19 protein-coding genes are annotated in these 19117 nt (G+C 60.3%); 4 read left to right on the forward strand and 15 right to left on the reverse strand.

The window, feature by feature from the left end; genetic code table 11:
- Positions 1 to 32: 32 nt before the first annotated feature.
- From tilS to ACZ5FP_RS00780, 15 genes are all read right to left on the reverse strand, one after another.
- Positions 33 to 1406 (reverse strand): tRNA lysidine(34) synthetase TilS, encoded by a 1374-nt coding sequence (gene tilS / locus ACZ5FP_RS00710; protein WP_464661585.1) that lies wholly within the window; start codon positions 1404 to 1406, stop codon positions 33 to 35.
- On the reverse strand, positions 1387 to 2394 hold the full coding sequence (ybgF, locus tag ACZ5FP_RS00715; RefSeq protein ID WP_464661586.1) for a tol-pal system protein YbgF: 1008 nt from the start codon (positions 2392 to 2394) through the stop codon (positions 1387 to 1389). The genes tilS and ybgF overlap by 20 nt, the downstream gene beginning before the upstream one ends.
- Positions 2395 to 2558: 164 nt before the next feature.
- On the reverse strand, positions 2559 to 3062 hold the full coding sequence (gene pal / locus ACZ5FP_RS00720) for a peptidoglycan-associated lipoprotein Pal (RefSeq protein ID WP_223613651.1): 504 nt from the start codon (positions 3060 to 3062) through the stop codon (positions 2559 to 2561).
- A 233-nt stretch (positions 3063 to 3295) separates the two neighbouring features.
- Positions 3296 to 4612 (reverse strand): Tol-Pal system beta propeller repeat protein TolB, encoded by a 1317-nt coding sequence (gene tolB, locus ACZ5FP_RS00725; RefSeq protein ID WP_223613652.1) that lies wholly within the window; start codon positions 4610 to 4612, stop codon positions 3296 to 3298.
- Positions 4613 to 4641: 29 nt separating this feature from the next.
- Positions 4642 to 5745, reverse strand: a complete 1104-nt coding sequence (locus tag ACZ5FP_RS00730; protein ID WP_223613653.1) for a cell envelope integrity TolA family protein — start codon at positions 5743 to 5745, stop codon at positions 4642 to 4644.
- 6 nt (positions 5746 to 5751) lie between these two features.
- Positions 5752 to 6198 carry a protein TolR gene (gene tolR / locus ACZ5FP_RS00735; RefSeq protein ID WP_105734449.1) on the reverse strand — a complete coding sequence of 149 codons (447 nt, stop codon included), beginning with the start codon at positions 6196 to 6198 and terminating at the stop codon, positions 5752 to 5754.
- A 33-nt stretch (positions 6199 to 6231) separates the two neighbouring features.
- Positions 6232 to 6942 (reverse strand): protein TolQ, encoded by a 711-nt coding sequence (tolQ, locus tag ACZ5FP_RS00740; RefSeq protein WP_105734448.1) that lies wholly within the window; start codon positions 6940 to 6942, stop codon positions 6232 to 6234.
- 556 nt (positions 6943 to 7498) lie between these two features.
- On the reverse strand, positions 7499 to 7966 hold the full coding sequence (ybgC, locus tag ACZ5FP_RS00745) for a tol-pal system-associated acyl-CoA thioesterase (protein ID WP_223613654.1): 468 nt from the start codon (positions 7964 to 7966) through the stop codon (positions 7499 to 7501).
- An 85-nt stretch (positions 7967 to 8051) separates the two neighbouring features.
- Positions 8052 to 9092 carry a Holliday junction branch migration DNA helicase RuvB gene (ruvB, locus tag ACZ5FP_RS00750; RefSeq protein WP_223613655.1) on the reverse strand — a complete coding sequence of 347 codons (1041 nt, stop codon included), beginning with the start codon at positions 9090 to 9092 and terminating at the stop codon, positions 8052 to 8054.
- Between the two features lie 40 nt (positions 9093 to 9132).
- Positions 9133 to 9750, reverse strand: a complete 618-nt coding sequence (gene ruvA / locus ACZ5FP_RS00755) for a Holliday junction branch migration protein RuvA (RefSeq protein WP_223613656.1) — start codon at positions 9748 to 9750, stop codon at positions 9133 to 9135.
- Positions 9747 to 10274: a crossover junction endodeoxyribonuclease RuvC gene (ruvC, locus tag ACZ5FP_RS00760; RefSeq protein WP_105734445.1), complete on the reverse strand. Its 528-nt coding sequence runs from the start codon at positions 10272 to 10274 to the stop codon at positions 9747 to 9749. The genes ruvA and ruvC overlap by 4 nt, the downstream gene beginning before the upstream one ends.
- 95 nt (positions 10275 to 10369) lie before the next feature.
- Complete coding sequence (gene rcdA, locus ACZ5FP_RS00765) at positions 10370 to 10900, reverse strand: protease adaptor protein RcdA (protein WP_426136507.1); 531 nt, start codon at positions 10898 to 10900, stop codon at positions 10370 to 10372.
- 359 nt (positions 10901 to 11259) lie between these two features.
- Positions 11260 to 12906, reverse strand: a complete 1647-nt coding sequence (locus tag ACZ5FP_RS00770; protein ID WP_464661587.1) for an acyl-CoA synthetase — start codon at positions 12904 to 12906, stop codon at positions 11260 to 11262.
- Between the two features lie 99 nt (positions 12907 to 13005).
- Positions 13006 to 14229 (reverse strand): OpgC family protein, encoded by a 1224-nt coding sequence (locus tag ACZ5FP_RS00775; RefSeq protein ID WP_464661588.1) that lies wholly within the window; start codon positions 14227 to 14229, stop codon positions 13006 to 13008.
- A gap of 140 nt (positions 14230 to 14369) precedes the next feature.
- Positions 14370 to 15137 carry a sulfite exporter TauE/SafE family protein gene (locus ACZ5FP_RS00780; RefSeq protein WP_223613660.1) on the reverse strand — a complete coding sequence of 256 codons (768 nt, stop codon included), beginning with the start codon at positions 15135 to 15137 and terminating at the stop codon, positions 14370 to 14372.
- A 236-nt stretch (positions 15138 to 15373) separates the two neighbouring features.
- Between ACZ5FP_RS00780 and ACZ5FP_RS00785 the strand changes: the two genes are divergently transcribed.
- The 4 genes from ACZ5FP_RS00785 to efp all read left to right on the forward strand — a co-directional run bounded on the left by ACZ5FP_RS00785 (position 15374) and on the right by efp (position 19062).
- A complete protein-coding gene (locus ACZ5FP_RS00785) occupies positions 15374 to 16030 on the forward strand; it encodes a thiamine phosphate synthase (RefSeq protein ID WP_223613661.1) in 657 nt (218 codons plus the stop codon).
- Positions 16031 to 16034: 4 nt separating this feature from the next.
- Positions 16035 to 17135, forward strand: a complete 1101-nt coding sequence (locus ACZ5FP_RS00790) for a tetratricopeptide repeat protein (protein ID WP_464661589.1) — start codon at positions 16035 to 16037, stop codon at positions 17133 to 17135.
- Between the two features lie 50 nt (positions 17136 to 17185).
- Entirely contained in the window at positions 17186 to 18349 is a 1164-nt protein-coding gene (locus ACZ5FP_RS00795; RefSeq protein WP_464661590.1) for a M20 aminoacylase family protein, read from the forward strand.
- Between the two features lie 149 nt (positions 18350 to 18498).
- A complete protein-coding gene (gene efp, locus ACZ5FP_RS00800; RefSeq protein WP_223613664.1) occupies positions 18499 to 19062 on the forward strand; it encodes an elongation factor P in 564 nt (187 codons plus the stop codon).
- Positions 19063 to 19117 lie beyond the last annotated feature (55 nt).

Consider the following 19117-nt stretch of genomic DNA (forward strand, 5'->3'; position numbering starts at 1 on the left):
TGGCCTTGCCAAGGCTGGCAATCAAACTGAGATCAATTCTTATCAATCTGGTTTACAGAAAATCGCTTGTAATCCTGCAAACCAAACAATTTTGCCACGCTGGCGGCAAGGTTTTCATCATAGCCTGAAAGGATATGATCGAACAGGGCGACGTGTCGTGTCACCTCGACCCCCGCAGGCACATTCCCGTGATGCGGCCCCGGATACGGCAATGCCGGAACGGCAACAATCCGGCCCTCGGCCACCAAGGCCGGGCTGGATGCGATCGAAGCGCGGTGGACATTCCCGCAGCCGCCCTCCTGCAAAAACACCACCCCGTCATCGCCCGCCGCCCTGATCCGCAGCGCAATCGGCGCGCCATTCGACACGCGGTAACGACCATCCCAGACGATGGTGCAACCGGGTGCGATGACGGCATCGGGAATCGAACGCATTTCGCGGTACATGGTTACGCCCGTCTTAACCCGCTGGATTATGCAGCGGCCAAGGCTCATGCGGCGGGGGCCATCTGCGCCGGTGAGATGGCGGACGGCCTTGCCGCATTCCTGCACGGACGGCAGAAACGACAGGCCGCCCATGACGGTGAGCAGAACACCCATGGCGAGACGCTGGGCAGCATCGCCGTATTGATCGAAGCCCGCAGTGTTCACCTCGGCCCTGACGCCGTCCGTCACCGTGACATGACCCAGCAAGAGCTTCGCCGCCTCGCTGTTGACGGCAAGCCGCTGCGCGCCGTTGCGGGCAACGCGCGCTGGAATGTCGCCGCTGCCCTGTTCCTGCAGCGCCGTCCTGACCTGCACCCGTTCGGACTGCGGATTGGCATTGGACGGATCGTCGCGCCAGACTATCCCCCGCGCGCGCAGATAGCCGCGCAAGTCTTCGCGCCGGATTCCGAGCAGCGGCCTGACCAGCCACGTCACCCGCTCGAGCAGGGTGAACCGCGCCATGCCGGCAAGGCCGCGTTGGCCGCCGCGCGCCGCGCGCATCATGAAGGTCTCGTTCTGATCGTCCAGCGTATGCCCGGTCAGGATCACATCGGTTGCCGCTTCGCCGGCGGCGTCGCGAAGCAGCCGGTAGCGGGCCTCCCGCGCCTTGGCGGACAGCCCGGTGGCGGGCTTGGCTCCGGCCCAGTTGACAATATGGTGGTCGAGACCCGCCGCCTTGCACAGGTCGGCGACATACAGGGCCTCCTCCGCTGATTCCGCCCGCAGCCCATGATCGACGGTGACGGCAACGATACGGGGAAAGGCGGCCCGGCTTCTGCGCAGATCATCAAGCAGGAAAAGCAGAGCGAGAGAATCGCTGCCGCCGGAAACGGCAACGACGACCGCCGTCAGACGGTCGAAATCGATTCCAGCGAAAATCTCTTCCGGATCGAGGCGATGGTCAGCATTTGTTGGCGGCACGTTCATTCTTCACGCGCTCTTTGAGCGCGACCGAGAGGCTGGGATAGCGTGAGCTCACCGTTGCAAAGGTGGCGCAGGCGACATCGTGGTCCTTCATCTTCGCCAGCGTCATGCCGAGCTTGAGCAGGTTTTCCGGGCTCTTCTTGGAATCGGGAAACTGCTTATGGTTGTCGATGAAGACCGATGCCGCTTCCTGGTAGCGTTCCTGACCATACAGCGATTCGCCGAGCCAGTAGCGCGCGTCGGGATCGGAGGGATCTTTCGGGAATCGCTCGATATGGCTGCGGAAGGCAGCTTCGGCATTGCGATAATCGCCGGACAGGAACAATTGATAGGCCTGCCGGTACAGCGCATTGGGATCATCCGTCTGCGGCAACGACGCAAGGCTGGGATTGGCTGCCGGAGCGGTATCGTTCCTTGTTTCACCGATTACGTTGCCATTGGCATCGAACTCAATCTGTCCAAGCGCGCGCGGCGGTTCGCCGACCTGCGGAGACTGCGGAGCATTGGGCTGAGGGTCAATAGCAGCGGAATCGGTGCTGTCGGATGGGGATGTCCGCGACGGAGCCGCGGGGTAAGCGGAGGCATCTGGCGATGCCTCCCCTGTTGTCCGAGAAGGCGCGGCACCGGCAACCGTACGGTCGCCCTTGCCGCCGGCATCGGTTTTCTTACCGCCGCCCTTCTTTTCCAGTTCCTGGAAACGGAACTCATTGTCTTCCTGAACCTTGCGCATCTGCTCCTGCATTTGCAGCAACTGGAAATTAAGGTCTTCGATCTTGCCTGTCAGCTGCCTGATCTGCTCCTCCAGCTGGCTGACACGCGGATCGCCTGCCTGAGCCATAAGGATCGGCGCATCACTTTTCCCGACATTTGCCTTCGGCGCAGCGGGAAAAAAGCTGCCATCAAGGTTCGAGGCATGGCTGGCGCCGGTTGCCAGAAAAGGCAGAACCGCCACAGCCATAACCAATCTTTTCAGTCGTTTGTTCATTCCTTTACCGCCCCTGATATGGGAATTTAACCACCGCAACGATTTACGGCGAACCTATCTAACACGAGCAACGCGACTTCGGCCAAATTTTGTTGTGATCGCGGGTGAGACAAAAAAAGCGGCCCGAAGGCCGCTTTTCTGCAGTCACATCAGAGATGTATGGCTTAGCTGCCAGCACCGCCGAGAACGGTAACGGCACGGCGATTCTGCGACCAGCAGGAGTCGGCATCGCACACGGCAACCGGACGTTCATTACCATAGGAGATGGTCTTGATGCGGGCAGCCGGCAGGCCGCGCGACGCGAGGAAGTTGCGGGCCGCAGCCGCACGGCGCTGGCCGAGAGCCAGATTGTATTCGCGTGTGCCGCGTTCGTCCGCATGACCTTCAACGGTGATGGTGTAGTTGGGGTAGCGCTGCAGCCACTGAGCCTGCTTGGAGAGGGTCTGCTGGGCATCCGCACGGATGACGGAGGAGTCGACATCGAAGAAAATGCGATCGCCAACATTGACCGTGAAGTCCTGGGTCGAACCCGGGCGGGCACTACCGGCACCGTTCAGGCCAAGATCACCGGCGCTGTTGATAGGTTTCTTCGCACAGCCCGCAATAGCGAGAGCCATGAAAAGGGCGACGACAACTGGACTGCGGGCGATCATTTCGAAGCGGCGCATAGCCTGGACTCCTTAAGAATTGAATTGTTTCGGTGAACAAGCAGTAACCATATCGAGGTTAAGGCCAGTTCAAGAAACAGGGTTAATCCACTCTTAACACCAGGATTAACAGCGAAATCAGTGAATGTCCTGCATCCTTAATGCAAACAATGCGGCGGAAAAACGACATTCGCGGCAATGTTGAGATAACATCGCCGCGAATGGTCTTAAATCATCGATTGATCAGGATGCGATCACTCGAGAAGCGGTGACCATGCCGGATCCGATGCCAGATTGGGTGTCTGGATCTGGCGCAGGTTGCGGCCCGTCAGGTCGATCGTGAACAGATGCGGGCTGTTCGATCCGGGAGGGAAGCGGTAGAACATCAGGACGCGGCCGTTGGGAGCCCAGGTCGGGCCTTCATCGTGATAGCCGCTGGTCAAGATGCGCTCACCCGAACCGTCCGTCTTCATCACGCCGATGGAGAACTGTCCGCCCGACTGCTTGGTGAAGGCGATCAGATCGCCGCGCGGCGACCAGACCGGCGTGGAGTAGGAACCGTCGCCGAACGAGATGCGCTGCGGGTTCGAACCATCCGCGCCCATCTTGTAGATTTGCGGCCGGCCGCCACGGTCGGATCCGAACACAACCTGCGAACTGTCGGGCGAATAGGATGCACCGGTATCGATGGCGCTGGTGCTGGTCAGGCGGGTCGTCGTGCGGCTGCGCACATCCATCGCATAGATATTGGCGCTGCCGTCATCCTGCAGAAGGCTCATGGCCACTTTCTGCCCGTCGGAGGAGAAGCGCGGCGCAATCGTCATGCCGGGGAAGTTGCCGACGAGTTCACGCTGTCCGGTTTCCAGCTGCAGGAGATAAACCTGCGGCTTGGCGCCTTCGAACGACATATAGGTGATTTCCTGGCGGCTCGGCGAAAACCGCGGTGTCAGCACCAGGTCCTTGCCATTGGTCAGATAGCGCACATTGGCACCGTCCTGATCCATGATGGCCAGACGCTTGACGCGCTTTTCCCGGGTGCCGGATTCATCGACAAACACGACGCGCGTGTCGAAGTAGCCTTTTTCACCCGTCAGCTTCTGGTAGATGGCGTCGGCAATGATATGGGCGACGCGGCGCCAGCTGTCGGGCGAGGTGAAGAACTGCTGCCCGTCAAGCTGCTGGCCGGCGAAGGTATCCCAGAGACGGAACTCCGCCTTGAGCCTGCCGTCCGGCTGCTTGGTGACACGGCCGGTGACAAGCGCCTGCGCGTTGATCACTTTCCAGTCCTCGAAACGCGGTGCGGCATCGGGATTGGAAATCTTCTCGATGAACGCGCCCTTGTCGATCGGGGCAAAAAGGCCGGACCGTTCCAGATCGGCTGCAATGACGCCCGTAATATTGGCACCAAGCTGATCGCCGGAAAGGAAATCCGTGATGGCGATGGGCATCGGCTCGACAACACCCTTGGTGATATCGAGTTTGAGCTCAGCCCGTGCTGGCAGTATCGCGATTGCCAATGTCGCAACAAGCGTCACGAAGATTGGGAAAATAGTCCGGGTAATTTTCAGCATAAGTTCAGGGCCCTCTTTTGGCTGGCCTATTAGTCATCTACAGCGGGATGGAACGTCAGTTCGACAACGTCCCAGCCACCTGCATATTTGTCCTGCGGCAGATTGTACGGAGCGGTGCGCATCACCGCCCGCAGCGCACTGCTCTTTGCCGCACTCAGCACCGCAGCGTCACCGCCGCTGCCGGTGACGGTCGGCGTGCCGTCAATTTCGCCGGTCTTGGTGAGGCGGAACTTGACCACCACGACCATGTCCGGGAAGTCAGGCGCTCCGACCGGCTTGATCCAGTTCTTCGAGATAAGTCCGCGCAGCGCGTCCATCTCGTTCTGGCTGAGCTTGGCGCCGCCTGTCGATTTGGTGGCGCCGAGCGATGCCTGCTCTGTCGAACGCTTGGCACCGCCGCCGGAAGGCTTCTCGTGATTGAGCAATTCGGCAACCTGATCGGCAATCCCGCTCTTGTCTTTGGACGGTGTCGGCGCGGTCTTGGTGGGTTTTGGCGTTTCCTTGGTTTCCTTGCGCTCCGGCGTCGTCGCGGTCTGTGCCTGGGCAGGCTTGGGCTTGTCCTCAGGCTTCGCCACGTTCTGCGGCAGCTTGAAGGCTTCCTCGGCCGGCTTTTCCGCCTGCGGCGTTGGCTCGACCTTCGGCGCATCCGGGGTCGGTGCCGGCTTGGAATCATTGATCGCGGCGGTGATCGGGTCCGGCGTGACGTCCTGCTTCGGCTTTGCCTCCGGCGCTATTTCCGTCGCCGGGACCGGAACCGGTTTGGTTTCCGGCTTCACTTCAGGCTTCGGATCCGGCTTGGCAACAGGCACGTCCGATTGCTTCGGGGCCTCGGCCGACTCCACGACCTTTGGCTTGGTCGAAGGGATCGGCTTGGTCTCGACATCTGTTTCAGCGTCGCCGATGATCTGCGCATCCGGTTTGGTCTGCGGCTTTTCCGTCGGCTTCGGCGTTGCCTTTTCGGCCTTCGGCGCCTTTACGTCACCCTTCTGCAACTGGCTTGTATCGGAGATGATTTCGATTGGCAGCGATTCGGAATTGGCCAAATCCATCGGTTTTGGCGCAGAAAAGGTCAACAGCCCCCAGCCGAGGATAACGGCGTGGATAATGGCGGAGGATGCAACACTCGTCTTCATGACTTATCAGCTGCCTTCCGGAAGGCTGACGAGACCGATATTCTTGAATCCTGAACCGGAAATGCGCGCCATGACCTTCATGATCGTGCCATAGTCGGCAGCCTTGTCGCCTTTGACAAAGATGCGCTCTTCATAGCCGGTCTTGGCAATCGCCTGGAGTTTCGGGACGATTTCCTCGATCGGGATTTCGGTTTCCTGCAGGAAGACCTGGCCCTTCTGATTGATCGTCACATAGATCGGGTTGGTTTCGCTGTTCAGCGCCTTGGCCTGGGTTTCCGGCATGTCGATGGGCACGCCCACCGTCATCATCGGTGCCGTCACCATGAAAATGATCAGGAGCACGAGCATGACGTCGACCAGCGGCGTCACGTTGATTTCACTCATCAACGCCTTGCTGGCACGGCCGCGCCGGCCGCGTCCCCCTGAACCCTTGTTACCAACAGACATGCCCATGGCATTCAATCCCGCACTTGTAAAATCAGTTGCTTAAGAACGCGGCGCCAGCTTCTCATCGATTTGCCGCGAGAGTATGGCGGAGAACTCGTCCGCAAAGCCTTCCATGCGTGCGGTCAGTTTGCCCGCATCGCTTGACAGTTTGTTGTAGGCGATAACCGCCGGGATGGCGGCAACCAGGCCAATGGCCGTCGCCAGCAGCGCTTCGGCGATACCGGGTGCGACAACCGCGAGGCTGGTGGACTTCGAACCGGCAATGCCCATGAACGATGTCATGATGCCGATGACCGTGCCGAACAGGCCGATGAAGGGGCCGGCCGAACCGATGGTCGCCAGAAAGCCGAGGCGGGCGGCAAGAATATCACTTTCGCGTGAAAGGGCGACATCCATCGCCTTGTCGATACGCATCTGCAGGGCGATGGGGGAACGGGCGCCCTTTTCGAAGGACTTTTTCCACTCGCGCATCGCGGCAATGAAAATGGAGCCCATGCCGGTCGTGCGCTTTTCGCCCAGGTTGCGGTAAAGCTCTTCCAGCGACTGGCCGGACCAGAAAACCTGCTCGAAACGGTCAAAGGCGCGCTTGGCGCGACCATAGCCGAGTACCTTGTCGATGATGATCGCCCAGGTCCAGATGGAAGCACCCAGAAGGCCGATCATGACCAGCTTGACGATGAATCCGGCCTGCCAGAACAATCCCCAGAGGGAGACGTCCGATGTCTGAACAGCAACCGCTAAATTTTCCATATCCACTACCCTCGAATCCGAAAACCCGGTATTTCAACCGGGCTGCAATCGTCTCTCATACCCGTGCTTGGTCCACCGAAGTATAAATGGTCCGGCAATACGACCACGCGCCACTTTATTTCTTTGGAACCCGGCCGAACGCCTGACCGGCATCCATCGTCGCTCACTAAATTTCGAAAGCCACGTTCTGAGACCGGACTTTTTCCAGTATTCATACCGCGGCTTCTCACGGTTAATTTTGGTAAAACGAAGGCGTTAACGCAAAACACCCCGTTTCATGGCCTTATTCATGGTTTGTTATGGTTAAGGATCAGTTATGATTCAGCGCCTGTGCGTCATTTAGAGCGGTTTGCGGCCATATTGGATCAGTTCTGTTTCCCGGATGGCGAGACAATCCACGCGGAAGGTAGCGAGGCCGATGTTCATCCATCGGACGAAGCTGCCAGACAAAGTGGGTGTCCGCCAGCCGGAAACCCGGAGGGCCGGGTGAATTTGGCCCAATTCCATCGGGCAGAACGATTCAATATGGTCGCAAACCGCTCTAAACGCCATGGCATCAGGATTCCGGCTGAAAAAGTTTGATCCATTCCGCAGGAAACCGGCGTGGTCGTCCGGCATTGTTGATCAGCGCCGCTTCGACAGCCGCTGAAATCAGCAGATCATCGCCCCGTTTGATGGTCTGGGCCATCTTGACCCGCGCGCCGGAGATTTCCGCCGTGCGCGTTTCGATCGTCAGCACGTCATCGATGCGGGCAGCGCCCCGGAAATCGATTTCCATGCGCCGCACCACCCAGACAATGCTTTCGCCATGCTTGCCGTCGGCAAGTTCCGAGTGGTGAACGCCAAGCAGGCGCAGATAATCGGTGCGGCCGCGCTCGAGAAATTCCAGATAGCGCCCGTGATAGACAATGCCGGAGAAATCCGTGTCGGCATAATAGACCCGCGCCAGGAGACGGTGGCCGAAGGAAGTGAGTTCACCGGCAAGGCCGCCGAGGGGCGGCAGGGAAGGATTGTTTTCGCTCATGATCCCTCCTTTTGCCGGTACAGCCAGCGTTTTGTCCAGTGCGATTATGCGCGGTGCCGCATGCGCGTTCCAGGGACAGGCCCCGTCAATCCTCGTCTTCCTGAAACAGGCTGATCTGCTGGATGGTGTCGGACGGTGCATTCAGGCCCAGATGTTTCCAGGCATTGGCGGTCAGCATGCGTCCGCGCGGCGTGCGCTGGATAAAGCCCTGCTGGATCAGGTAGGGTTCGATGATATCCTCGATCGCATCGCGCGGTTCGGAAAGCCCCGCGGCGATGGTTTCGATGCCGACGGGTCCGCCGCCGAAATTGTGCGCAATCATCGAGAGGTAGCGCCGGTCGAGCTGATCGAGCCCCAGCGCATCCACCTCGAGACGCAGCAGCGCGGAATCGGCCGTCTGGCGGTCGATGGAATCCTTGCCGTCGACAATGGCAAAGTCGCGCACCCGGCGCAGAAGCCGCCCGGCAATGCGCGGTGTGCCGCGGGCGCGCCGTGCCACCTCAAGCGCCCCGTCATCGGTCATGCCGATGCCCATGATGCGCGCGCCGCGCCGGACGATATGCTCAAGCTCCTCGACCGTATAGAAATTCAGCCGGACCGGAATACCGAAACGATCCCGCAGCGGCGTTGTCAGAAGCCCGAGGCGGGTCGTCGCCGCCACCAGCGTGAACTTGGCCAGATCGATCTTGACCGAACGTGCCGCAGGCCCCTCGCCGATGATCAGGTCAAGCTGGTAGTCTTCCATGGCCGGATAGAGGATTTCCTCCACCGCCGGATTGAGACGATGGATTTCGTCGATGAAGAGAACGTCGTTTTCTTCCAGATTGGTCAACAGCGCAGCCAGATCGCCAGCCTTGGCAATCACTGGCCCGGACGTGGAGCGGAAATTGACGCCGAGTTCCTTGGCCATGATCTGTGCCAGCGTCGTCTTGCCCAGACCGGGCGGCCCGACGAAGAGCACGTGATCCAGCGCCTCGCCGCGTGATTTGGCGGCTTCGATGAAGACCTTCAGATTGGCGCGCGCCGCTGCCTGCCCGACAAAATCATTAAGCGTCTGCGGGCGCAGCGACGTGTCGGCGTCTTCGCCGCGCTTGTCGGGGGTTATCAATCGGCTGACATCACTCATGCGGATGTCCTCGCACAGTGTGCGGTATCAGGCAACCATGTCACCGGGAAAGTTCCTTCAGGCCAAGCCGGATCAGCTTGGCGGAATCAGCCTCCTCGCCCGCATCGCGCAGGGCGGCGCTGATGGCATTGGCGGCCTGATCGCGCGAATAGCCGAGATTGGTCAGCGCCGACACGGCATCGGCAACCGGCGCCGGGGCAACGCCCTCGCCCAGTTCCTGCTTGAGGCCGATGGTGCCCATCGCCTCGCCGGCAAAGGCTGGCGCCTTGTTCTTCAGTTCGATGACGATGCGTTCCGCCACTTTCTTGCCGACACCCGGTGCCCGGCTGACCATGGCGATGTCACGCAGCGCAATCGCATTGGCGAGATCGGAGGGCGACAGGGTTCCCAGAACGCTCAGCGCGACTTTGGCACCGATGCCCTGCACGCTCTGCAGCAGGCGGAACCATTCCCGTTCCAGCGCCGTGCCGAAGCCAAACAGGCGGATCAGGTCTTCCCGCACATAGGTTTCGATGAGCAGTACCGCCGCTTCACCCGGCCCCGGCATGTTCGACAGCGTCCGCGCCGAGCAATAGGCGACGTAGCCGACGCCGTGCACATCGAGAATCACGTGATCCTCGGCGATTTCATCGACAGTGCCCTTGAGTTTTCCGATCATAGCTGTGCCGCCAGTTTCCGTTCGATGGCAATGCGGCCGATGGCGCTTTGCCGGTGATGCGCGTGACAGATGGCAACCGCCAGCGCATCCGCCGCATCGTCCGTATCGAACGTTGCCTTGGGCATCAGAACCTTGACCATCATGTGAATCTGTTTCTTTTCCCCATGCCCGACGCCGATCACCGCTTTCTTGACCGCATTGGGGGCATATTCGGCAACGGGCAATCCCGCCAGCGCGGGAACAAGCAGGGCGATACCGCGCGCCTGACCAAGTTTCAGCGTCGCCGTGGCATCCTTGTTGACGAAGGTATGTTCGACCGCCGCCTCGTGCGGCATCTGGCCATGAATGATTCCGGCAAGGCCGTCATGCAGCTGGCAAAGGCGCGAAGCGAGATCAAGCTTGGCGTCGGAAAGGATCGTACCCGAGGCGACAAAGCGCAGCGAATTGCCGAGCGTCTCGATGATGCCCCAGCCGGTGCGGCGCAGGCCGGGATCAATGCCAATGATGCGAATCGCTTCTTTCATGTCGGGACCTTATCGAGCTGTCAGGGAACTTGACAGCAGAAAGGTGAACAAAAGAGAAACAAACCGCCCTGTTATGCACGATTATCGTGCAGTCATCAGCGATGGGCGAAGGCGGTGGCCAGCAGGCTGATCTGATCCGAGACCGGGTTGGTGGTCAGCATCCGCCTGTGGGCCGTGCTGGCGCCTTCGTTGTAGATCTCGTCATCCATCTGGCGGACGCGGGCCTGCAGGCGCAGCGAACGGTGCACCAGATCGCAGTAATCAAAGGGAATCTCGTCCCAGCCTTCGACGGTTTCCGGGGCGGAATCCGTATCGAGCCGCACTTTCGCCTTTTCGGACAGCACCTGTTCCTGGGTCATTTCTCCGCTGCGCGATGCCCGCTGCAACAGCAGCCACGAGGCAACCTGCATGAGACGCGTCGTCAGCCGCATGGATTCGGCCGCATAGAGCGTGGCGGCAACGCGGCTCAGCCGCTTGGCTTCCGCTCGGCCTTCGCCGTCGAGATAGGCAGCCGCCTCCTCGACCAGACCCATGCCTTCGTCATAGATATGATTGAACGTTTCCGAGCGGACCATGCGGTCGGCCAGCCGGATTGTATTGTCAGCGTGGTATTCCTGTTCAACCATGTCATGCCCTGTCATTAAAAATCCGCTGATTCTCAAAGCAGCGCTCTCTTACTGGGACAGCAAGCGGATCACCACAACGGCCAACGGGTAGTATTCCCCATCAACCTGCCCGTATGCACACATGAGCGCAAGTTTATCCTTAATAAAGGGTTAACGTCAGGGCCGCCGCAGAGATATGAACATAAAAAAAGAGCCGCAAAACGTGGCGGCTCTCAGGAGTCTAACAGGGAGGCGTCAAACAAAGTGGCCAAACCACTTGGTAAGAATCCAGAAAACTGGATGATCAATTTATAGCTTGTAATGCTTAACAAGTGGTTAATGCCGACAGCGCAGTTGCAATCAATCCGCCCCGCAACGCCTCAATCCTGCATCAGCCTGGCGCGTTTGCGCAGCTCGAACTTCTGGATTTTCCCGGTCGATGTCTTCGGTATGTCTTCGAACAGCACGTGCCGCGGCACCTTGAAGCGCGCCAGCAGGGTGCGGCAATGGGCGATCAACTCCTCTTCCGTCGCCGCATGGCCCGGCTTCAGCTCGACGAAGGCAAGCGGCGTCTCACCCCACTTGTCGTCCGGCCGCGCCACGACCGCGCAGGCGGCCACGGCCGGGAACTTGTAGAGCGCGTCCTCCACCTCGATGGACGAAATGTTCTCGCCGCCGGAAATGATGATGTCCTTCGAACGGTCCTTCAACTGGATATAACCGTCCGGATACATCACGCCGAGATCGCCGGAGTGGAACCAGCCGCCTGAAAAGGCTGCATCGCTGGCCGGCCGATTTTTCAGGTACCCCTTCATGACGATATTGCCGCGGAACATCACCTCGCCGATCGTCTCGCCGTCGGCCGGCACGGGCTGCATGGTTTCGGGATCGAGCACCGTCAGATCTTCGAGCGCCGTATAGCGCACGCCCTGCCGCGCCTTCTTGGCGGTGCGCGAGGATGCCTCCAGCGCATCCCATTCATCCTGCCATTCATTGACGACGGCAGGGCCGTAGGTCTCTGTCAGGCCATAGAGATGCGTGACCGCAAATCCCGCCTCAGCCATGCCGGCCAGAATGGATTCCGGCGGCGGTGCGGCAGCCGTGTTGAACGTCACCGTTTGCGGAAAATCGCGTTTGTCCTTTTCCGCCGCGTTGATCAGCACCGACATGACAATCGGCGCCCCGCACAGATGCGTAACGCCCAGATTGGCAATGGCATCGTAGATCTGCTTTGCCCGTACCCAGCGCAGGCAGACATGGGTGCCGAACTGCAGGGCCAGCGTCCATGGAAAACACCAGCCGTTGCAGTGGAACATCGGCAGGGTCCACAGATAGACGGGATAGCGCCCCATGCCGGAGGCGACCACATTGCCATAGCCCATCAGCGCCGCGCCGCGATGGTGATAGACAACCCCCTTCGGATCGCCTGTCGTGCCGGATGTATAGTTGAGGGTGATCGAATCCCATTCGTCATCGGGCATCGCCCAGGCGTAATCCGGGTCCCCGTCTGCGACAAAGGCCTCATAGTCCACCGTGCCGAACGGCTCACCCTGTTGATAGGGCGCATCGGCGGGATATTGCGTATCGACGAAATCAATGACCAGCGGCTTGACCCTGGCGAGTGCCAGCGCCTCGCGGAAAACGCCGGAAAATTCCGTATCGACAATGGCGATCCTGGTTTCCGCATGATCGAGCTGGAACGCGATGACTGCCGCGTCGAGGCGCGTGTTGATCGAATGCAGCACGGCCTTCGTCATCGGCACGCCGAAATGCGCCTCCAGCATGGGCGGCGTGTTGGACAGCATCACCGTGACCGTATCGCCCTTGCCGATGCCGCGGCGCGACAGTGCCGATGCCAGCTGCCGGGTGCGGCGGTAGAACGTGCCGTAATCGAAGCGTTGCGCACCGTGGATGATCGCCGTTCTCGACGGATAGACCCGCGCTGCCCGTTCCAGATAGGTCAGCGGCGTCAGCGGCTGGTAATTGGCCGCATTGCGCTCAAGATCACGATCAAAGATTCCACCCATGCACGCCTCCCAACGCTTCCATGGGTAAAGCTTAGACCAAGCCAGCAAACGATGGCTATCGGTTTTTCCGGGCTACCCGGCAAAAGCCGGTGCGTGCGGTCAGGAGACCGCCGACTTGGCGGTTCCCGATTTCATGCCCGAACTCATCGCAGCGGCATTGACCGGCCGGCCGGCAATCACCAGCTTCGATTTCGCCGGCTGCGCCTGCGGCAGGGCAGGACGCGTGTTGCCCCATCCGATGCTCGGCAGCCATTCCAGGTAATGCGCCAGGGCAAACTGCGCCATGATTCCGCTGGCGATCAGCAGCGTGTCATCCAGCTCGTCGCCGGGGTTCATCACCTTGACGATCTGCGCGACCATGGCAAGGATCGTGCCGGCAACAAACACCGGCAGCGAATGCTTGCCGAGGATGGCGAGCGGGTGATCTTCCGGCGTCCGCGCCAGATTGGAAATGGCTGGCACCGAGACAATGACATAGGCGATCGCCAGGATATGCGCCAGGCGGGTCAGCGACAGGAACGTCTTGTCGAAACCGGTGATCACCATCGGCAATCCCATCGATGTATTGACGCCCCACAGCGGTACCCGCACCCAGATCAACGCCAGCAGGATATAGCCGACCGCGACACCGAACAGGTATTTGTTGAACGGGATTCGCCCGCCCCGGCGCACATGCATCACGCCGGCAATGCCGATGACGAACAGGAACTGCCATGACAACGGGTTGAGGAACCAGACGCCTTCGGTCGGGTAATTCGGCGGTGCAATCCGGTAGACACCCGACACCAGCCACAGGAGCCCGGACACCCCAACCATCAGCGACAGGTTGATATTGGCGAGGAACAGGAACAGCGGCAGCATGAGCAGCAGCACGCCATACATCGACAGGATATTGTTGTAGCCAAGCTGATGCCCCATCGTCGCAAGGCCGATGAGTGCCTCGGCCGGGCTGTCCATCAACGGCCCGATATTGATGAAGGACATGAATTCCGGGCGGTTGAGATAAAGCCCGGCGGCGCAGAAGATCGCCAGCGTGGCGACCGTCGTCAGGATATGGGCGCTGTACAGCGCCGCCGCCCGGCGCCATGCCTTCAGCGTGATCAGGAAGCGGCTGCCCGGTTCAAATTTGGCCCCATAGGCAAGACCGACGGAAATGCCGGAGATCAGCACAAAGGCCTCGGCCGAATCGGAAAATCCGAAATTCCTGTGGGTGAGATGTTCGAAAACGGTTCCAGGCACGTGATTGATGAAGATGGTCAGCAGTGCCAAAGCCCGGAAGACATCAATGCGGGTATCCCGCTGTTTGAGCTGCGTCTGTGTCATAGCGTTCACCCATTCCTGTCATGCAATATTCAATCACAGCACTCCCGGCCTCGTGAGGGAGCGGTTGGTCCGACGGTTGCAGTTGATAATGTTTACATAGTCCGAAAGTTGCGATTCGCCTGATCAACTTTCGTTCATAATTATAACAAGGCGGCTAATCCATCGTAGGAAAGCTTCAATCCCATCAATAGGATCATGATGTACATGAAGGGATAGAACACCTCCGGCCGCATGCGTTTGACGATCCACGCGCCGGCAAAGGTGGCCAGCGGTGCGATGGGCACCAGAACCGCCGCCGCCTTGAGGTTTTCGGCGTCGAACTGCCCCAAGGCAAAATAAGGGATGACCTTCACGGCGTTGACGATCGCGAAGAAAATCACGCTCGTGCCGTTGTAAACCTTCGGATCCTGACGCAGCGGCAGGGCGTAGACCTGATAGGGCGGGCCGCCCGCATGGGCCACGAAACTTGTGAACCCGGCGATGGTCGACCAGAAGGTTGCAGCGCCGGCATTGTGCGGTTGTGCGGTGGCGCGTTTGGCGGCACTGGCAAAGACATAGCGGGCAAAAAAGATGATCGCGACGGCACCGACAATGAGCTTGACCATGTCATCGGTCACCACCGATGCGGTCAGCCAGCCTATTCCGACACCCAGCAATGCACCCGGCAGCATCAGCTTGAGGGTTTTTGCATCGCGGTAGCCACGCCAGCTCCACAGGCTGGCGACATCCATGATGATGAGGATCGGCAGCATGATGGCGGCCGCCTGCACCGGCGGCATCACCAGCGCCATCAATGGCACCCCCACCTGCCCCATGGCCCCGCCAAGCCCGCCCTTCGACAGCCCGATCAGGATCGTGGCTGGAACGGCGGCAGCATAGAACCATGGGTTCAACAGGAGATCGTGCATGATGGAAATCCACAAGGAGGGCCTTCCATCTCTAGCCGATCGCCGCGGCATTTGAAAAATGCTTTTTGGCAACATGTGCCTGTTTGCTACTAAGTAATTACGTCGTAAGACTAATATGCAACAGGGTGTGATGGCTTGGATCATCGAAAAGGCTGTTCAAATGAACGGCCATCCTCTATGCCCGAATTCCATCACGATTGCCCATTCTATAGAGAACGATTGTAAGGTTGCAGCCCATGAACAACGAACAAACACCCCAACGCTGCCGTATCGTTCTGATCGCGCCTCCCGCCGCGACTGCCGACGAACTGGCCAGGAAACTCAGCGAAGCCTTGTCCGGCGGCGATGTCGCCTCCGTGCTTCTGCCCGCCTACGAGACGGACGAAACCCTGTTCCAGACCATGGCAGAAGCCGCCGTTCCGATCATTCAGAATGCAGGCGCTGCCGCCATCATCGTCGGCAACACGCAGGTTGCCGGACGGGTCAAGGCCGACGGCCTGCATCTCGAAGGCCCGGCCAGCGATCTTGCCGCCAATGTCGAGCGCTTTTCCCCCAAACTCATCGTCGGGACCGGCAATATCAAGAACCGGCACACGGCGCTGGAAATCGGCGAAGCCCAGCCGGATTATGTCCTGTTCGGCAAAATTGGCGCGGATACCACACCCGAAGCCCATCCGCGCAATGTCGAACTGGCGGACTGGTGGGCATCGATGATCGAGATTCCCTGCATCGTCCAGGCGGGCAACACGCTGGAAAGCATCACCGACGCGGCCGCAACCGGTGCGGAGTTCATTGCCCTTGGTGCGGCGGTTTTCGGCAACGACAAACCGGCGGACGCCATCAAGGAAGCGAACCGGCTGCTCGACGAGCACGCGCCGCGATTTGAGGAATAGGCCCATGGGAGCAAAATCCGCAAACCTCGTTTGCGCCGTCGCGGCCGTGCTTGCAGCCTTCCCGGTCCTGACGCATGGCGCCACGGCCCAGACGGCTCCGGCGCCCGCCGCCCAGGAATCGCCGGCGCCCGCAACAAGCCAGGCGCCTTCGGTGACATCCGCGCCGACCGACGCGCCCCAGCACCTGGAAACGCCGCAGACAACCCCCAAGCATGACAGGCCGAAACTCGCCAGCGATCCGGCGGTCGACATCGTCAACCCGACGCGCTTCGGCAAGGGAGCGGTAGACGAGGCGTTCGGCGCTTACCAGCGCGGCCTGTACAAAACGGCCTACAATCTAGCCCTGCCGCGCGCGGAAAATGGCGATGGCGCCGCCCAGGTGCTGGTGGCCGATATGCTGGCCCGCGGCCTCGGCATACCGGTCAACCTGCCCGAATCGGCCAAATGGTATGGCAAGGCCGCCGATCAGGGTGTTCCCGAAGCCCAGTTCCGCTATGGCGCGATCCTGCTCCAGGGCAAGTATGCCCCCAAGGACCCGGCCAAGGCCAAAACGCTCATGAAGGCTGCCGCCGATGGCGGCAACGCCATGGCCCAGTTCAATTACGGCCAGATCCTGCTGCAGGAGCATCCCGGCGACACCGGTATCGACAATGCCTATCCCTGGTTCCTGAAGGCAGCGGCACAGGGCTTGCCCGATGGCAGCTATGCGGTCAGCCAGATCCTTTCCAACGGCACGCTCGCCGTTCCGCGCGACGACGCCAAGGCCCGGGAATATCTCGCCAAGGCGGCAAATCGCGGTTACGATACGGCGCAGCTCGATCTTGGCCGCTGGCTGGTCGAGGGGCGCGGCGGGCCGCGCGATTATGTGTCGGGTTTCGGCTGGACCCTGCGCGCCGCCGTAGGCGGTAATGTCGCAGCACAGGCACAGCTGGCAAAGCTTTACTATCAGGGCCTCGGCGTGGAAGGTGACTCGGTCAAGGCAGCCGCCTGGTACATGGTCGCCAGACGGGCCGGATTGACCGACCCCGAACTTGACTCTTTCATGGACGGCCTCGACGACGACCAGATAAAGGCCGCCCTGACGGAAGCCAACAGGATGCGCTGACCGGCAGCCGGACTTGCAGTGCGCGACACGATCAGAAAGGGAACTTCACCATGCCGTTGATCAACCGAGTTCATGAAATGCAACCGAATGTCGCCGAATGGCGCCGGCATCTGCATGAGAATCCGGAAATCCTTTACGACGTGCATGAAACCTCCCGTTTTGTCGCGGACAAGCTGCGCTCCTTCGGCTGCGACAGTGTCGATACCGGCATCGGCCAGACCGGCGTGGTCGGCATCATCCGCGGCCGCCATGGCGACGGACCGGTGATCGGCCTGCGCGCCGATATGGATGCCCTGCCGATTCTTGAAGCCAGCGGCAAGCCGTGGGCCTCGAAGACCAAGGGCAAGATGCACGCCTGCGGCCATGACGGGCACACCGCCATGCTGCTCGGCGCGGCGCAGTATCTCGCCGAGACCCGTAACTTCAAGGGCTCGGTCGCGGTCATCTTCCAGCCCGCCGAAGAAGGTGGTGCGGGCGCGCTGGCCATGATCAATGACGGCCTGATGGACCGGTTCTCGATCAAGGAAGTCTATGGCATGCACAATGCGCCAGGCCTGCCCGTCGGCCAGTTCGCCCTGCGCAAGGGCTCGATCATGGCGGCCACAGACGAATTCGAAATCAAGGTCATCGGCCGCGGCGGCCATGCCGCCAAGCCGCATACGACGGTCGATCCCGTGGTCGTCTCCGCTCATACGGTTCTCGCCCTGCAGTCACTGGTGTCGCGTGAAACCGACCCGCTCAAGTCGCTGGTCATCTCGGTGGCGATGATTCACGGCGGCGATGCGACCAATGTCATTCCGAACGCCGTGACCCTTTCGGGCACCGTGCGCACGCTGATGCCTGACGTGCGCGACTTCGCCCGCAAGCGCGTGACCGAAGTGGCCGAAGCCACGGCTGCCATTTTCGGCGCCCGGGCGGAAGTCAAGTATGATCAGGGCTATCCGGTCACGTTCAACCACGACCGCGAGACGGATTTTGCCACGGGTGTCGCACAGCTGATTGCCGGCGACAGCGCGGTGAACACCAACATGCCGCCGGTCATGGGTGCCGAAGATTTTTCCTATATGCTGGAAAAGCGGCCCGGCGCCTTCATTTTCCTTGGCAATGGCGACACGGCGGCCCTGCACAATTCAGCCTATGATTTCAACGACGATGCCATTCCCTACGGCATCAGCTATTGGGTTTCCGTGGCGGAAACGGCGCTCGCCGCCTAGTTCCGGAGGCTTAGCCGCGAAAAGGGCCTTACCCGGCTCTTTTTGCGCTTTCTCTTGCCTATCGCGCGATTTTGTGGTCTTGGAGGCGCCAATATCGGCTGCCGCCGAGACGTCGGCGCCCGGTTTCCAACACCAATCCGGATAAACAAATGAAAATCAACGGCAATGAAATCCGTCCTGGCAATGTGATCGAGCATGATGGCAGCCTCTGGGTCGCCGTCAGGACGAACGCAGTCAAGCCCGGCAAGGGCGGCGCCTACAACCAGGTCGAACTGAAGAACCTCCTCAACGGCACCAAGCTCAACGAGCGCTTCCGCGCCGCTGAAACCGTCGAAAAGGTTCGCCTTGAACAGAAGGATTTCTCCTTCCTCTACGAGCAGGGCGACGCGCTTATATTCATGGACACCGCCAGCTACGAGCAGCTCGAGCTGCAGAAGGATTTCGTCGGCGACCGCGCGGCGTTCCTGCAGGACGGCATGATGGTCACAGTCGAACTTTACGACGAACGTCCGATCGGTATTTCCCTGCCGGATTACGTCACGCTCGCCATCACCGAGGCAGACCCGGTCGTCAAGGGTCAGACGGCGGCTTCATCCTACAAGCCGGCCGTGCTTGAAAACGGCATTCGCGTTCTGGTTCCGCCATTCATCTCGTCGGGCGAGCGCATCATCGTTGACACCAACGAACTGACCTACGTCCGCCGCGCTGACTAAGCGGGCTTTATCGGGCGCCGCTTAAGAATGGCGCCCGCATCAACGAATTCAGACG

This window comes from Phyllobacterium sp. T2-21, assembly GCF_055378485.1.

Bases quoted from the DNA above. Each gene is read 5' to 3' on its own strand.
- ACZ5FP_RS00775 (WP_464661588.1), bottom strand. From the start codon at position 14,229: ATGACACAGACGCAGCTCAAACAGCGGGATACCCGCATTGATGTCTTC.
- ACZ5FP_RS00730 (WP_223613653.1), bottom strand. From the start codon at position 5,745: ATGAAGACGAGTGTTGCATCCTCCGCCATTATCCACGCCGTTATCCTC.
- ruvB (WP_223613655.1), bottom strand. From the start codon at position 9,092: ATGAGTGATGTCAGCCGATTGATAACCCCCGACAAGCGCGGCGAAGAC.
- tolB (WP_223613652.1), bottom strand. From the start codon at position 4,612: ATGCTGAAAATTACCCGGACTATTTTCCCAATCTTCGTGACGCTTGTT.
- ACZ5FP_RS00780 (WP_223613660.1), bottom strand. From the start codon at position 15,137: ATGCACGATCTCCTGTTGAACCCATGGTTCTATGCTGCCGCCGTTCCA.
- tolR (WP_105734449.1), bottom strand. From the start codon at position 6,198: ATGGGCATGTCTGTTGGTAACAAGGGTTCAGGGGGACGCGGCCGGCGC.
- ACZ5FP_RS00770 (WP_464661587.1), bottom strand. From the start codon at position 12,906: ATGGGTGGAATCTTTGATCGTGATCTTGAGCGCAATGCGGCCAATTAC.
- ACZ5FP_RS00790 (WP_464661589.1), top strand. From the start codon at position 16,035: ATGGGAGCAAAATCCGCAAACCTCGTTTGCGCCGTCGCGGCCGTGCTT.
- tolQ (WP_105734448.1), bottom strand. From the start codon at position 6,942: ATGGAAAATTTAGCGGTTGCTGTTCAGACATCGGACGTCTCCCTCTGG.
- ACZ5FP_RS00795 (WP_464661590.1), top strand. From the start codon at position 17,186: ATGCCGTTGATCAACCGAGTTCATGAAATGCAACCGAATGTCGCCGAA.
- pal (WP_223613651.1), bottom strand. From the start codon at position 3,062: ATGCGCCGCTTCGAAATGATCGCCCGCAGTCCAGTTGTCGTCGCCCTT.
- ruvA (WP_223613656.1), bottom strand. From the start codon at position 9,750: ATGATCGGAAAACTCAAGGGCACTGTCGATGAAATCGCCGAGGATCAC.
- ybgC (WP_223613654.1), bottom strand. From the start codon at position 7,966: ATGAGCGAAAACAATCCTTCCCTGCCGCCCCTCGGCGGCCTTGCCGGT.
- ybgF (WP_464661586.1), bottom strand. From the start codon at position 2,394: ATGAACAAACGACTGAAAAGATTGGTTATGGCTGTGGCGGTTCTGCCT.
- efp (WP_223613664.1), top strand. From the start codon at position 18,499: ATGAAAATCAACGGCAATGAAATCCGTCCTGGCAATGTGATCGAGCAT.
- rcdA (WP_426136507.1), bottom strand. From the start codon at position 10,900: ATGGTTGAACAGGAATACCACGCTGACAATACAATCCGGCTGGCCGAC.
- ruvC (WP_105734445.1), bottom strand. From the start codon at position 10,274: ATGAAAGAAGCGATTCGCATCATTGGCATTGATCCCGGCCTGCGCCGC.
- ACZ5FP_RS00785 (WP_223613661.1), top strand. From the start codon at position 15,374: ATGAACAACGAACAAACACCCCAACGCTGCCGTATCGTTCTGATCGCG.